Below are 14,075 nucleotides of genomic sequence, written 5' to 3'. Positions count from 1 at the left end.
CTTTTGTGTCGAACGTGGCCCATCGTGGCTAAGCTTGGGGCATAATGCGCGTTCTATTTCGTCCTGGGGCCATCATCTCTTACAGCCCCAATGTCCTTCTCCCTCGCCGCAGGGTATTTACTGAATATGATCAAAACGCTCCGTCCCCTCGTTCTCGCCGGCCTGCTCCTGCCCTTCGCCCTGCCCAGCCAGGCCGCCGCCGTCAATACCAGCCTGCCACCCAAGGTGCAGCAGGCGCTTAAAGCCAACAAGCTGCAAGACACTGCGCTGTCTTTGGTGATGCTGCCGCTGGATGGGCCAGGCGCCGCGACCGTGTTCAACGCCGATGTTTCGGTGAACCCGGCCTCGACCATGAAGCTGGTCACCACCTACGCAGCCCTTGAACTGCTCGGCCCTACATTCCAGTGGAAGACCGAATTCTACACCGACGGCACCTTGAGCAACGGTGTGCTCAACGGCAACCTGTACCTCAAAGGTGGCGGCGACCCGAAGCTGAACATGGAAAAACTGTGGCTGCTGATGCGTGACCTGCGGGCCAACGGCGTGCGCACCATCAGCGGTGACCTGGTACTGGACCGCAGCCACTTCGTGCAGCCCAACCTGCCGCAGTTCAACGATGATGGCGGCGACGTCAACAAGCCGTTCCTGGTCAAGCCTGACTCGTTGCTGGTCAACCTCAAGGCACTGCGCTTTGTCGCCCGCAACGATGGTGGCAAGGTGACCATCGCCGTCGAACCGCCGATTGCCAACATCCGCATCGATAACCAGGTCAAGGCCGTGGCGTCCAAGCAGTGCAAGGGTGACGTGCGCTACAACCCTGTGCCCCAGGCCGATGGCGTCAGCGTGGTGGTCAGCGGCCAACTCGGCGATGGCTGCAACTCGCAGACCTACCTGTCGCTGCTCGATCACCCGACCTACGCCGCCGGCGCCGTGCGGGCGATCTGGAACGAGCTTGGTGGCAACATCCAGGGCCGCGATCGCATCGAGAACGTGCCCAAGAGCGCACGCCTGCTGGCACGGGCCTTCTCGCCCGACCTGGTGGAAGTGATCCGCGACATCAACAAGTACAGCAACAACACCATGGCCCAGCAGCTGTTCCTCAGCCTGGGTGCACAGTTCCGTACCGATGCCGATGGCGATGATGCCCGTGCGGCGCAACGCGTCGTTCGCCAGTGGTTGGCGAAAAAAGGCATTACTGCACCTCACCTGGTGATGGAGAACGGCTCCGGCCTGTCGCGTGCCGAACGCGTCAGCACCCGCGAGATGGCCGCCCTGCTGCAGGCTGCCTGGAAGAGCCCCTACTCGGCCGAGTTCATCAGCTCCATGCCGCTGGTGGGCATGGACGGCACCATGCGCAAGCGCCTGAAACGCACGGCCATGACCGGTGAGGGGCACATCAAGACCGGCACCCTGAATACCGTGCGGGCCATCGCGGGCTTCAGCCGCGACAGCAACGGGCATACCTGGGCGGTCGCGGCCATTCTCAACGACCCGAAACCGTGGGGCGCATCGCAGGTGCTTGACCAGGTACTGCTGGACCTCTATCGCCAGCCGAAACTGGGCACCAGTACTGCGGCCAACTGACCAAGTCTCGGCCTAAACACCGGTGGGGGGCCGCAGGAACGGCCCCCCGTGTCTGCCGGCCACCGAGCCCATGCAGGGCTCAGGGCAACTCGCCTTCCACCCGGTCCCGCCCCGCTTGCTTGGCGGCATACACCCCGGCATCCGCGCGCCACAGCAAGGCATCGGCTCCTTCGCCTGGCCGCCACCCCGCCACACCGAAGCTCGCGGTCACCTCGCCTACCCCTTCGATCGGTACGTTGCGCACACCCTGCCACAGCTCCATCGCCAGTAGCCGCGCCTGCTCGGCATCGCTACCCGGGCACAGCACCATGAACTCCTCCCCGCCCAGCCGGCAGAACACGTCGGTTCGTCGCAAGCGCAAGGCGATGCGCTGGCACAGGCTGCGCAGCACCAGGTCACCCACCGCGTGGCCGAACTGGTCATTGATGCGCTTGAAGTGATCGATATCGAGCATGATCACCGCCAACGCCAAGCCATCACGCTGAGCGCGATCCAGCTCGACCTTGAGCCGCTCCTGGAAATAGCGCCGGTTATGAATACCGGTCAGCGCGTCGGTCACCGACAGCGCACGCAACTCCTCCTCCACCCCCTTGAGGTCGGAGATGTCGGTCAGGTAGCCATGCCAAAGGGTACACCCCGCATCGCCGACCTCTGGTGTCGCTTCGCCGCGCACCCAGCGCAAGCCCGCACGCGGCAGGCAGACCCGGTACTCCTCGCGCCACGGCGTGAGGTGGTTGGCCGAGTAGCGCACCGACCGGCGTACGCGGTCCAGGTCATCGGGGTGGATACGCTCGAACACCAGCGTGGCGTCCTCGTGCAGCTGCTGCAGGTCGACCTCGTAGATGTCGTACAGGCCTTTGCTGGCATACGGGAAGCACGAGCTGCCATCGGCATCCAGGCGGTACTGATAGATGCCGCCGGGTACCTCGGCACTGAGTTTTTCCAGCAGCCGGTCACGCGCCGCCAGCGCCTCATGCACCCGGCGTCGTTCCGTGACATCGATGCAGATCGCCAGGTAGCCGACCCATAGGCCTTGTTCATCGAGCATGGCCGTGACCAGCATGTTGGCCAGCAGATGGCTGTTATCGGCGCGCAGCAAGGTCCACTCGCCAGGCTCGGCACCGCTTTCCTGCACCGTTTCGGCAAACATCGCCTGGCCACCGGCAATACGCCGCCCGTAGCGCTGGCTCAAGGCATGAGCGCGCTGGCTGAGCTCTTCAGGCAGCACCAGGTCCTCCAGGCGCAGTTGGCCGATCGCCTCGCTGGCCGAATAGCCGAGCATGCGCTCGGCTCCGGCATTGAAGGTGCTGACCACCCCCTTGAGGTTGGTAGCGATGATCGCCACCTGGGTCGCGGCATCCAGCACGCTGCGCAACTGGTTGTGAGTGCCGCGCAGGGATTGCTCGCTGACTCGAAGCTCTGCAGTGCGCTGCTCGACCAGGGTCAAGGCGCGCTGGCGCTGGCTGAACAGGCTGTAGAGCAAGGCACTGAGCAGTAAGCTCAACAACCCGCCCAATAGCCCGACCGTCAGCGCAGCCGATGAACGGTTGGCCTTCAGAAACGCCAGACTCGGTCGCACAAGCAGCTGGAATGGGTGGTCAGCCAGGTGCAGCAACTGGCTGCTCGCCAACGCCAGGGGTGCTGCCTCGTTCTGGGAGTCGAACACCACTTCAGGCCCTTGCTGCCCGGAAGGGTCTTCGATGCGCACGACCAGATTGTCATCGGCCAGGGCCGGTAACCCATCGCTGATGAGCTCGCGCAGGTTGAGCAACGCCATCACATACCCCGCCGCCGCGCCATGCGGCGCTGCGTCGGAGAACACCGGCGCCACCATCAGCAGGCCACGCGCCTGCGCTGCCGGCCGCCCAGCCCCGGCATCCATGATGTTCAGGGGCTCGGACACCGCCATGCTGCCAGGCTCCAGCGCACGCGCCAGGGTTGCATGGCGCGCCCCCTGGCCAGCAAGGTCGAGCCCGTAAGGGAGTGCCGGCTGATCAGCTGACTGGGTGTAGAGCACCGGAAAGTAGTGGTCACGCAGTGGCGCCGGCTGCCAGTTGCCCTGCGCATCCTGATCGCGGATCACATAACCCTGGCCCAGCCAGGCCGAGGTGCGCTGTTCGAAATCGGCACGCTGCGCCGCCTCTACGCGCGGCGCCCAGGCGTAAGCCAAAGTGCGCTGCAGCAAGGGCCGTGCGTAACCATCGAATTCGCGGGGGGTGATTTCATTGGAGAAGCTGAAAAACCGCCGCAGCCCGTCCAGGCGCTGCTGCTGATCATCAAAACGCTCGGCGATGCGGCTGTAGCGCTCGCTGGCCAGCAACTCGAAGCGCTGGCGCAGTTGCTGCTTGTAAAAGGTGTGCGCGGCAAGCGCCAGGGTGGCCGACAGCAGGCCGCCAGCCACCAAGGCCACCAGCGCCACGGCCCAGGCGGACACCCCTTCGCTGCACAGGCCAAGAAACCTCGCACGTACGCCAAACTTGGACATAAACCCATCTCGTCACGTCAGCGTCCTGCGGATTATCTTGCCCTGCCGTCAGTTATAGCTATTGGCCATTAGCGGCGCAATGCACCTCGTCGCTTCAGCGCAATTGCAGGCGCCACGCGCGGTGGATACGGTTGTTGCGGGCGAAGTCCGGGTCCAGCGTCTGGGCGGTGATCTCCTCTACCGCGTAACGCGCCATCAGGTGCTCATCAAGCTGGAACTTGCGGAAGTTGTTGGAGAAGTACAGCACGCCACCTGGCTCCAGCCGCGCCATCGCCAGGTCCAGCAGTTGCACATGGTCACGCTGTACGTCGAACACACCTTCCATGCGCTTGGAGTTGGAGAAGGTCGGCGGGTCGATGAAGATCAGGTCATAGGTGTCGCGGTTGGCTTCCAGCCAGGCCATCACATCGCCCTGCTCCAGGCGGTTGCGCTCGGAGAAACCATTGAGCGACAGGTTGCGCCGCGCCCAGTCCAGGTAGGTTTTCGACAAGTCGACGCTGGTGGTGCTGCGCGCGCCGCCCTTGGCCGCATGCACGGTTGCCGTGGCGGTGTAGCAGAACAGGTTGAGGAAGCGCTTGCCAGCAGCCTCGCGCTGGATGCGCATGCGCATCGGGCGATGGTCGAGGAACAGGCCGGTATCCAAGTAGTCGGTGAGGTTGACCAGCAGCTTGACGCCGCCTTCGTTGACTTCCTGGAAGCGCCCTTCGGTGGCCTGGCGCTCGTACTGGCGGGTGCCGCTCTGGCGCTCGCGGCGCTTGAGCACCACACGCTGGGGCGAGATACCCAGTGCCTGCGGAATCGCGGCCAGGGCATCGAGCAGACGCGCCTGGGCCTTCTCTGGGTCGATCGTGCGGGGTGCCGCGTATTCCTGCACGTGCACCCAGTCGTGGTAGAGGTCTACTGCCAGGGCGTACTCGGGCATGTCGGCATCGTACAGGCGGTAGCAGTCGACCTGCTCGCGACGGGCCCACTTGCCCAATTGCTTGAGGTTTTTTTGCAGACGATTGGCGAACATCTGCGCACCTTCCGACAGGCGCGCAGGCTCGCTTGCCTGTGGCTCCTGGCGCCGGGCCTCGTCGTTTTCAGCCTGGGGGTCGCGACGCTCGCCGGTGACGAACTGGTCAGGCTGCACCTTGAACAACAGCAGCTTGCACGGCAGCGCACCGTTCCAGAATGCGTATTGCTTGTGGCTACGGATGCCCATGCGCTTGCCCAGCTCCGGCGCCCCGGTGAACACCGCCGCTTCCCAGCCCATGCAGGCCTGGCGCAAACGTTCGCCCAGGTTCTGATAGAGATACAGCAGGCTGGCTTCGTCGCCCAAGCGCTCGCCGTAAGGCGGGTTGCTGATGACCAGGCCTTTCTGGTTCTGGTCTGGCCGCGGCTCGAAGGTGCTGACCTCGCCCTGGTAGATCTTTACCCAGTCGCTCAGGCCGGCACGTTCGACGTTGTTGCGCCCAGGCTGGATCAGCCGCGGGTCGGCCTCGTAGCCACGGATCCACAGCGGTGGCTTGGCCAGGCCGGCCTGCGCGCGCGCTTGCGCCTCGTCATGGACCTTGCGCCACAGTGCCGGCACATGGCCAAGCCAGGCGCTGAAGCCCCAACGCTCGCGCTTGAGGTTAGGTGCCATATCGGCGGCAATCATTGCGGCTTCGACCAGGAAGGTACCCACACCGCACATCGGGTCAGCCAGGGCGCCGCCTTCGGCAGCGATGCGCGGCCAACCGGCGCGGATCAGCACTGCCGCCGCCAGGTTTTCCTTGAGCGGCGCGGCGCCTTGCTGCAAGCGGTATCCGCGCTGGTGCAGGCTGTGGCCGGACAGGTCGAGCGAGAGAATCGCCTCGCCGCGGTCCAGGCGCAGGTGCACACGCACATCGGGGTCGATCTTTTCCACCGACGGGCGCAGGCCTTCACGGTTGCGCAGCTTGTCGACGATGGCGTCCTTGACCTTGAGCGCACCGAAATGGGTGTTGTCGATGCCCGAGCCATGGCCGCTGAATTCCACCGCAAGCGTACCGTCGGCGGCCAGGTGGTCTGCCCAGTCAACCGCGTTGACGCCATCGTAGAGGTCGTCGGCATTCTTCATGTTGAAGCGCTTGAGCACCAGCAACACCCGGTTGGCCAGGCGCGACCAGACGCACAGGCGGTAGGCGGTTTCCATGTCGGCGGCGCCGCGAATGGCCGAGGTGTGCTCGCGCACCTCATCGAGGCCGAGGCCCTTGGCCTCTTCGGCGAGCAGGCCTTCCAGGCCTTTGGGGCAGGTGAGATAGAGTTCGAAACGGTCCGACATGAGGATTCCAGAGCCTTTGGCTATTTGACTGACGAGGCGACGCATCGCCCCGCGATGTTTGCCCGAACACCCTTCCAGCAGGCATCCGAGTGGCCCTCCCCTGCACAACTGCGCAGCAGAACGACCGGGCCGCCTGACCGATCAGCACTTCGCCAGGGGCAAAGACAGCTTAGATCATCAGGCAGTTTGAAAAATTCGAGCGATTCAGGGACCGATGTGACCCTTCGTCGCATTTCAAAATAATTCTGTCATGGCCCAGCAACGCTGGCGAAATGACGTCAATGATCGGCAAACCCCGATCATTGCGGGCTCAACGCCAAATAAGGTTGAGTCGCATTTATTTACTTATCACTTCACCCTTGGAAAGGTTACGTGCTTATGACAAATCGATCATTCACACCGTGACTCGCATTCGTTAGAACTGGTCTTAGGCCGCTTCGCAACGAGGCGGCACCTTCAGCTCGCCACGCCGGCAGCGAGCGCAAACCGGCAGAAAGACTCTGCCCGGCCTCGGAGAGGCCGACGGGACATTACAGTCAACAAGTGAGGGCAACACCCTATGAGAAGACTTAAGCGTGATCCGTTGGAAAGAGCATATTCACGTGGCTACCAATACGGGGTCACCGGCAAATCCCGCGAACTTTGCCCGTTCAATCTTCCTTCTGTTCGCCAAGCCTGGATCAACGGCTGGCGTGAAGGTCGCGGTGATAACTGGGACGGCATGACTGGCACCGCTGGCATCCATAGACTCAACGAAAATCACGCCGTTGGCTGATCGAGGACACTGAATTCGATTTACCATGCACGCCCCATCCGGGCGGCGGGCGAAGGCCCAGGGGCCCCTTGATGGGGCCCTTTTTATGGCCGGTTACAAACCTGAAGGTTGTCTTGGCATCGCGGCGATAGCATCCACTGCCTCGCGGATCAGCGCAGGGCCTTTATAGATGAAGCCCGAGTAGATCTGCACCAGGCTGGCCCCGGCGGCGATTTTCTCGGCGGCGTGACGCCCCTCGGTGATGCCACCCGCAGCAATGATCGGCAGCTTGCCGCCCAGCTCACCTGCCAGTACCTTCACCGTGTGAGTACTCTTCTCCAGTACCGGAGCACCCGACAAACCACCGGCTTCGCCCCCATAGGGCAAGCTTTCGACGCCTTCACGGCTCAGCGTGGTGTTGGTGGCGATCACCGCGTCCATGCCCGATTCCATCAACGCCGCAGCCACCAGTGCGGTTTCTTCATCACTCATGTCCGGGGCGATCTTGATCGCCAACGGCACGCGCTTGCCCTGCGTAACCGCCAACTGCTCGCGGCGCTCGGCCAAGGCATCGAGCAACTGCTTCAGCGAGTCGCCAAACTGCAGGCTGCGCAGCCCCGGCGTGTTCGGCGAACTGACGTTGACGGTGATGTAGGTGGCGTCGGCATAGACCTTGTCCAGGCAGATCAGGTAGTCATCGACCGCACGCTCGACCGGGGTGTCGAAGTTCTTGCCGATGTTGATGCCCAGCACGCCGTTGTAACGCGAAGCTCGCACGCGCTTGAGCAGGTGATCGACGCCCAGGTTGTTGAAACCCATGCGGTTGATGATCGCCGTGGCTTCCGGCAGGCGGAAAATCCGCGGCTTCGGATTGCCCGGCTGCGGACGCGGTGTGACGGTACCGATCTCGACGAAGCCGAAGCCCAGCTGAGCAAAGCCATCGATGGCCGCGCCGTTCTTGTCCAGGCCAGCGGCAAGGCCCACCGGGTTGGCGAAGTTCAAGCCCATGACCGACACCGGCAAGGCCGCCGGCTGCTTGCACAGCATGCCATTGAGGCCAAGACGGCCACCGGCACCGATCAGGTCCAGGGACAGGTCGTGGGAGGTTTCCGGGGAAAGCTTGAACAGCAGCTGGCGGGCCAGGGTATACATGGGCGGGCAAGGCTCGGGGTGAATGAGGGGGCGATTATAGCCAGCGCACGGCTGGCATGACAGTAAATCCTCGGCCGCTTGGCACATGCGTTGCTTCGCACACCGCACTGCCTTTTCAGTACGGGCGAGGAACCTTGTGAACACAGCACCCCGAGCAACGCCCCTGGCCTGGGTCAACGGCAGCGACGCGCCGGAAAAACCCAGCCTGAACATTGGCTTCATGGCCCTGACCGATTGCGCCTCGGTGGTGGTCGCCGCCACCCAGGGTTTTGCCCAGCAGCACGGCCTGGCCCTCAACCTCAAGCGCCAGGGTTCCTGGGCGGGGCTGCGCGACAAACTGGTCAGCGGCGAACTGGATGCCGCGCACTGCCTGTACGGCCTGGCCTATGCCGTGCACCTGGGCATTGGTGGTGTGCCGGCCAGTGACATGGCCGTGCTCATGGGGCTGAACCAGAATGCCCAGGCCATCAACCTGTCCCCTGCCCTGCAACGCAAGGGTGTGACCAGCCCTGAGGCATTGGCGCGCCTGGTGCACCAGCATGGCGCACGCCTGACCTTTGCCCAGACCTTCCCCACGGGCACCCACGCCATGTGGTTGTACTACTGGCTGGCGAGCCAAGGCATCCACCCGCTGCGCGACGTCGACAGCGTGGTAGTACCGCCGGCACAGATGGCCGCGCATATCCAGGCAGGCCGCATCGACGGTTTCTGTGTCGGCGAGCCCTGGTCAGCCGATGCCGTCGGCAAGGGCCAGGGTTTTACCTTGGCAACCAGCCAGTCGATCTGGCCGGACCACCCGGAGAAAGTCCTCGCGTGCGCCCGCACCTTCGCCGAGCAGTACCCCAACAGTGCCCGCGCCTTGATCAAGGCGATCCTCGCGGCCAGCCGCTTCATCGAGCAAAGCCCTGAGAACCGCCGCAGCACCGCACAGCTACTCAGCGCCAATGCCTACCTGGACACCCCGGTGGGCAACATCGAGCCACGCCTGCTTGGCGACTACCAGGACGGGTTGGGCAACCAGTGGCAAGACCCCCACGCCCTGCGCCTGTTCGACCAGGGCCAAGCCAACCTGCCGTACCTGTCCGACGGCATGTGGTTCATGACCCAGTTCCGCCGCTGGGGCCTGCTGCGCGACGACCCCGACTACCTCGGCGTGGCCAGCCAGGTCCAGCAACTGGGGCTCTATCGCGAAGCCGCAGACACCCTGGGCATCCCTTGCCACGGCCTGCCGATGCGCAGCAGCCTGCTGATCGACGGTACACGTTGGGACGGCAGCGACCCCTACGGCTATGCCCGCAGCTTCCGCTTGCATGCCCTGGGCGACACACCCGAAGCCTGCGCTGGCCTGTGAGGGGGATGAACATGCTGCGTATTTTGTTGATCGACGACACTCAAAACAAGCTGGGCAGGCTCAAGGCGGCCCTGAGCGAGGCCGGCTTCGACGTCATCGAAGCCCCGGGCCTGACCATCGACCTGCCCGCCTGCGTCGAAACGGTGCACCCGGACGTCGTGTTGATCGATACCGACTCACCGGATCGCGACGTGATGGAACAAGTGGTACTGGTCAGCCGCGACCGCCCAAGGCCCATCGTGCTGTTCACCGACGAGCATGACCCGGGCGTGATGCGCCAGGCTATCCAGGCGGGGGTCAGCGCCTACATCGTCGAGGGCATCCACGCCGCGCGGCTGCAGCCAATCCTGGATGTGGCCATGGCCCGCTTCGAGAGCGACCAGGCGCTCAAGGCGCAGTTGGTGGCGCGCGACCAGCAGTTGGCCGAGCGCAAGCGCATCGAACAGGCCAAAGGCTTGCTGATGAAGATGAAGGACTGCAACGAAGAGCAGGCCTACACCCTGATGCGCCGCCAGGCCATGAGCCGGCAACAAAAGCTGATCCAGGTGGCCGAGCAGATCATCGCCATGCACGAAATGTTGGGCTGAAACCCGAAGGAGCGAGTTGGCCCAGCTCTTGCTGAAGAAACCACACCGGTAGCCAACGGCGGTTGCCCCACTTGATCCCGACAAAGACGTCGCTCACCCCTCCACAGCCGTGGACCGGGTAGCGGCGTCTTTTTCGTTCCGTTGCTTTGCCGAGTGAGGTGTTCAATGAGTACCAGCTTCTGGAAATCCGGGCATGTGCCCACGCTGTTCGCTGCGTTCCTGTATTTCGACCTGAGCTTCATGGTCTGGTACCTGCTCGGCCCGCTGGCGGTGCAAATTGCCGCCGACTTGCAACTGAGTGCACAGCAACGGGGCCTGATGGTGGCCACACCCATTCTGGCCGGTGCGATATTGCGCTTCGCCATGGGCCTGCTGGTCGATCGCCTGTCGCCCAAGACCGCCGGCCTGATCGGCCAGGTCGTGGTCATCATTGCCCTGGCCGGCGCCTGGTACCTGGGCGTGCACAGCTACGAGCAAGCCCTGCTGCTGGGCGTCTTCCTGGGTTTTGCCGGAGCCTCGTTCGCCGTTTCGCTGCCGCTGGCCTCGCAGTGGTACCCGCCTCAGCACCAGGGCAAGGCCATGGGGATCGCCGGTGCCGGCAACTCGGGCACGGTGTTCGCGGCGTTGCTGGCGCCCGCCCTGGCCGCGGGCTTTGGCTGGAACAACGTGTTCGGCTTCGCCCTGATCCCGCTGTCGCTGACCCTGGTGGTATTTGCCCTGCTGGCGCGCAACGCACCTGAGCGGCCCAAGCGCAAGGCCATGGCCGACTACCTCAAGGCCCTCGGTGACCGCGACAGCTGGTGGTTCATGTTCTTCTACAGCGTCACCTTCGGCGGCTTCATCGGCCTGGCTAGCGCCCTGCCCGGCTACTTCAGTGACCAATATGGCCTGAGCCCGGTCACCGCCGGCTACTACACGGCCGCCTGCGTCTTTGCCGGCAGCCTGATGCGCCCACTCGGCGGCGCCCTGGCCGATCGCTTCGGTGGCATCCGCACCTTGCTGGGCATGTACAGCGTGGCCGCCATCTGCATCGCCGCAGTCGGCTTCAACCTGCCCAGCGCAACCGCTGCCCTGGCGCTGTTCGTCAGCGCCATGCTCGGCCTGGGCGCAGGCAATGGCGCGGTATTCCAGCTGGTGCCGCAACGCTTTCGCCAGGAGATCGGCGTGATGACCGGGCTGATCGGCATGGCCGGTGGTATTGGCGGCTTCCTGCTGGCTGCGGGGCTTGGCACCATCAAGCAGCACACCGGTGACTACCAGTTGGGGCTGTGGCTGTTCGCCAGCCTCGGCCTGCTGGCCTGGTTCGGCCTGCATGGCGTCAAACAGCGCTGGCGCACCACCTGGGGCTCGGCCGCCGTGACTGCGGCGCGGGTCTGAGGCACGCCGATGAGCCTGCAACTGAGCTTTGCCCACGCCAGTGCCACCGGGCCGCGCGCGGAAAACCAGGATGCCCTGCGCCTGGTCACGCCGGCGCCGGAACTGGCCGCCAGCAAAGGCTACCTGTTCGCCCTCGCCGACGGTGTCAGCCAATGCGCCGATGGCGGCCTGGCAGCACGCGCCAGCTTGCAGGCCCTGGCCCTGGACTACTACGCCACCCCCGCCACCTGGAGCGTGGCGCAGGCGCTGGACCGCCTGCTGCTGGCGCAGAACCGTTGGCTGCGTGCCCAGGGTAGCGGCCAACCGCTGCTGACCACGCTCAGCGCCCTGGTGCTACGCGGGCGGCGTTTTACCTTGGCGCATGTTGGCGACTGCCGGGTCTACCGCTGGCACCAAGGGCACCTGCGGTGCCTGAGCGAAGACCACGTCTGGGACCAACCGGGCATGCAGCATGTGCTCAAGCGCGCGCTGGGCCTGGACCAACAACTGCTGGTCGATTACCTGGAAGGTGAACTGCAGGCGGGCGAGTGCTACGTGTTGGTGAGCGACGGCGTCTGGGCCAGCCTGGGGGACCAGCACATCCAGGCGGTATTGCGCGAGCAACCCGACCTGCAGTTGGCCGCTGACACGCTGGTCGCCAGCGCTCACCTCAATGGCAGCCAGGACAACGCCAGCGCCCTGCTGGTGCAGGTGCAACAGCTGGGTACGGCCAACCTGGGCGATACCCTGGCGCAGTTGCAACAGTGGCCTGTACCCGGCCCCCTGCGTGAAGGCCAGGCGCTCGATGGTTGGCAGGTCGACACCCTGCTCTCGCACAGCCGTCAATCGCTGCTGTACCGGGTACGCGACGGCCACGGCCAGCCCTGGCTGCTCAAGACCCTGCCCAGCGCGCGCGAACAGGAGCCAGGGGCAGCCCAAGGGTTGCTGATGGAAGAGTGGTTTCTGCGCCGGGTCGCAGGGCGACACTTCCCCGAACTCCACGTCGCCAGCCAGCGCCAGCACCTGTATTACGTGATGCGCGAACACCCAGGCCAGAGCCTTTCGGCACTGCTCGCCGAGCACGGGCCGCTGCCCTTGGCGCAGTGGCTGGAGATCGCCCGTCAACTGCTGCAAGCGGTCGGCGTGCTGCATCGGCGCAACTTGCTGCACCGCGACATCAAGCCAGACAACCTGCACCTGGGCGCCGATGGACAGCTGCGGTTGCTGGACTTCGGCCTGGCGTATTGCCCCGGCTTGTCTGAAGACCCGCAGCACGAGCTGCCTGGCACGCCATCCTATATCGCCCCGGAAGCCTTCGACGGCCAACCACCCAGCCCGCGGCAAGACCTTTATGCCGTCGGCGTGACGCTTTACCAGCTGCTGACGGGGCACTACCCCTATGGCGAAGTGGAGCCGTTCCAGCGGCCACGCTTCAGCCAGCCGGTCAACGCTTCGCGCTATCGCCCCGACCTGCCGGAATGGTTGCAGCACAACCTGCTGCAAGCGGTAGCGGCCGACCCGGCGCAACGCTTTGAAACCGCCGAGCACTGGTTGTTGCTACTCGAACGCGGCGACCGCCAGGAGCTGGCCCACCACCCCCGGCCCTTGCTGGAGCGCGAACCGCTGAAAGTCTGGCGCACCCTGGCCCTGCTGTCCCTGCTGTGCAACCTGATAGTGCTGCTCGTCCTGCTCAAGGGCTGAGTACACCTTGCCGAAGAGGAAACAACGATGAATGCGAAAGTCTGGTTGGTCGGCGCCGGCCCTGGTGATCCCGAACTGCTTACCCTCAAGGCCGTGCGCGCATTGCAGCAAGCCCAGGTGGTGATGATCGACGACCTGGTCAACCCCGCAGTGCTGGAGCATTGTCCCCAGGCACGGGTGATGGCCGTGGGCAAGCGCGGCGGCTGCCGGTCCACGCCTCAAGCCTTTATCCAGCGCCTGATGTTGCGCCATGCGCGCCAGGGGCGCTGCGTGGTCAGGCTCAAAGGGGGCGATCCGTGCATCTTCGGCCGTGGCGGCGAAGAGGCTGCCTGGCTACAAGGGCATGGCATCGAAGTGGAGCTGGTCAACGGCATCACGGCGGGCCTGGCAGGCGCGACGCAATGCGGTATATCGCTGACTTCGCGCGGGGTGAGCCGCGGCGTGACGCTGGTAACGGCACACACCCAGGATGACAGCGAGCTGAACTGGGCGGCGCTGGCCCAGGGCGGTACGACGCTGGTGGTGTACATGGGCGTTGCGCGGCTGGAGCAGATTCGCCAAGGCCTGCTGGCCGGCGGGATGGCTGCGCATATGCCGGTGGCGATGATCGAGAATGCGTCATTGGCGCAGCAGCGCGAATGCCGCAGTGATGTACAGGGGATGGTTGAGGATGCGCGGGCGTTCGGGCTAAGCAGCCCGGCAATTCTGGTGATCGGCGAGGTCGTCACCGGCGCTGTAAGCGCAGCCTTGCGTTGCGAAAGGGTTGCGTAGCAGCCCCAGAATCTCAGTGTCACCCCCTAAATCACAGACAAAGAAAA

The 14,075-nt window shown here is 64.5% G+C and carries 10 protein-coding genes; 7 read left to right on the top strand and 3 right to left on the bottom strand.

Translation table 11 applies throughout. The features are described 5' to 3' along the window. Positions 1–126: 126 nt before the first annotated feature. Positions 127–1,584, top strand: a complete 1,458-nt coding sequence (dacB, locus tag HU766_RS04605; RefSeq protein ID WP_186653955.1) for a D-alanyl-D-alanine carboxypeptidase/D-alanyl-D-alanine-endopeptidase — start codon at positions 127–129, stop codon at positions 1,582–1,584. 79 nt (positions 1,585–1,663) lie between these two features. Here the strand turns inward: dacB and HU766_RS04600 are convergent, their stop codons facing one another. Both HU766_RS04600 and rlmKL read right to left on the bottom strand, forming a co-directional pair. Next, the gene (locus HU766_RS04600; RefSeq protein WP_186653952.1) at positions 1,664–4,069 is read right to left on the bottom strand and encodes a diguanylate cyclase; all 2,406 of its coding nucleotides are present in this window, start codon (positions 4,067–4,069) and stop codon (positions 1,664–1,666) included. A 94-nt stretch (positions 4,070–4,163) separates the two neighbouring features. Next, positions 4,164–6,356, bottom strand: coding sequence for a bifunctional 23S rRNA (guanine(2069)-N(7))-methyltransferase RlmK/23S rRNA (guanine(2445)-N(2))-methyltransferase RlmL (gene rlmKL, locus HU766_RS04595; protein ID WP_186653943.1), 2,193 nt, complete (start codon positions 6,354–6,356; stop codon positions 4,164–4,166). Between the two features lie 559 nt (positions 6,357–6,915). Between rlmKL and HU766_RS04590 the strand changes: the two genes are divergently transcribed. After that, positions 6,916–7,131: a ribosome modulation factor gene (locus tag HU766_RS04590; protein WP_003248687.1), complete on the top strand. Its 216-nt coding sequence runs from the start codon at positions 6,916–6,918 to the stop codon at positions 7,129–7,131. A gap of 93 nt (positions 7,132–7,224) precedes the next feature. Here HU766_RS04590 and HU766_RS04585 read toward each other — a convergent pair whose 3' ends face one another. After that, a complete protein-coding gene (locus HU766_RS04585; protein WP_186653935.1) occupies positions 7,225–8,262 on the bottom strand; it encodes a quinone-dependent dihydroorotate dehydrogenase in 1,038 nt (345 codons plus the stop codon). 136 nt (positions 8,263–8,398) lie between these two features. Between HU766_RS04585 and HU766_RS04580 the strand changes: the two genes are divergently transcribed. From HU766_RS04580 to cobA, 5 genes are all read left to right on the top strand, one after another. Further along, positions 8,399–9,613, top strand: a complete 1,215-nt coding sequence (locus tag HU766_RS04580; protein ID WP_186653933.1) for a CmpA/NrtA family ABC transporter substrate-binding protein — start codon at positions 8,399–8,401, stop codon at positions 9,611–9,613. A gap of 11 nt (positions 9,614–9,624) precedes the next feature. Then, positions 9,625–10,200, top strand: a complete 576-nt coding sequence (locus HU766_RS04575) for an ANTAR domain-containing protein (protein WP_186653930.1) — start codon at positions 9,625–9,627, stop codon at positions 10,198–10,200. 165 nt (positions 10,201–10,365) lie between these two features. Continuing rightward, a complete protein-coding gene (locus tag HU766_RS04570) occupies positions 10,366–11,577 on the top strand; it encodes a nitrate/nitrite transporter (RefSeq protein ID WP_047583276.1) in 1,212 nt (403 codons plus the stop codon). A 9-nt stretch (positions 11,578–11,586) separates the two neighbouring features. Then, the gene (locus HU766_RS04565; protein ID WP_186653928.1) at positions 11,587–13,257 is read left to right on the top strand and encodes a bifunctional protein-serine/threonine kinase/phosphatase; all 1,671 of its coding nucleotides are present in this window, start codon (positions 11,587–11,589) and stop codon (positions 13,255–13,257) included. A 27-nt stretch (positions 13,258–13,284) separates the two neighbouring features. Next, a complete protein-coding gene (cobA, locus tag HU766_RS04560; RefSeq protein ID WP_033700480.1) occupies positions 13,285–14,028 on the top strand; it encodes a uroporphyrinogen-III C-methyltransferase in 744 nt (247 codons plus the stop codon). The last annotated feature ends 47 nt before the right edge of the window (positions 14,029–14,075 follow it).

The sequence above is a fragment of the Pseudomonas sp. SWRI77 genome, assembly GCF_014269105.1.
GTDB classification, from domain to species: Bacteria; Pseudomonadota; Gammaproteobacteria; order Pseudomonadales; family Pseudomonadaceae; genus Aquipseudomonas; species Aquipseudomonas capeferrum.
Note: the sequence above shows the minus strand (reverse complement) of the source record. Positions and strands in the feature narration are given on the sequence as shown.

What these genes read in the sequence shown, in the direction of transcription:
- rlmKL (WP_186653943.1), bottom strand. Translation starts at nt 6,356, where the DNA reads ATGTCGGACCGTTTCGAACTCTATCTCACCTGCCCCAAAGGCCTGGAA.
- HU766_RS04570 (WP_047583276.1), top strand. Translation starts at nt 10,366, where the DNA reads ATGAGTACCAGCTTCTGGAAATCCGGGCATGTGCCCACGCTGTTCGCT.
- HU766_RS04565 (WP_186653928.1), top strand. Translation starts at nt 11,587, where the DNA reads ATGAGCCTGCAACTGAGCTTTGCCCACGCCAGTGCCACCGGGCCGCGC.
- HU766_RS04590 (WP_003248687.1), top strand. Translation starts at nt 6,916, where the DNA reads ATGAGAAGACTTAAGCGTGATCCGTTGGAAAGAGCATATTCACGTGGC.
- HU766_RS04575 (WP_186653930.1), top strand. Translation starts at nt 9,625, where the DNA reads ATGCTGCGTATTTTGTTGATCGACGACACTCAAAACAAGCTGGGCAGG.
- HU766_RS04600 (WP_186653952.1), bottom strand. Translation starts at nt 4,069, where the DNA reads ATGTCCAAGTTTGGCGTACGTGCGAGGTTTCTTGGCCTGTGCAGCGAA.
- dacB (WP_186653955.1), top strand. Translation starts at nt 127, where the DNA reads ATGATCAAAACGCTCCGTCCCCTCGTTCTCGCCGGCCTGCTCCTGCCC.
- cobA (WP_033700480.1), top strand. Translation starts at nt 13,285, where the DNA reads ATGAATGCGAAAGTCTGGTTGGTCGGCGCCGGCCCTGGTGATCCCGAA.
- HU766_RS04585 (WP_186653935.1), bottom strand. Translation starts at nt 8,262, where the DNA reads ATGTATACCCTGGCCCGCCAGCTGCTGTTCAAGCTTTCCCCGGAAACC.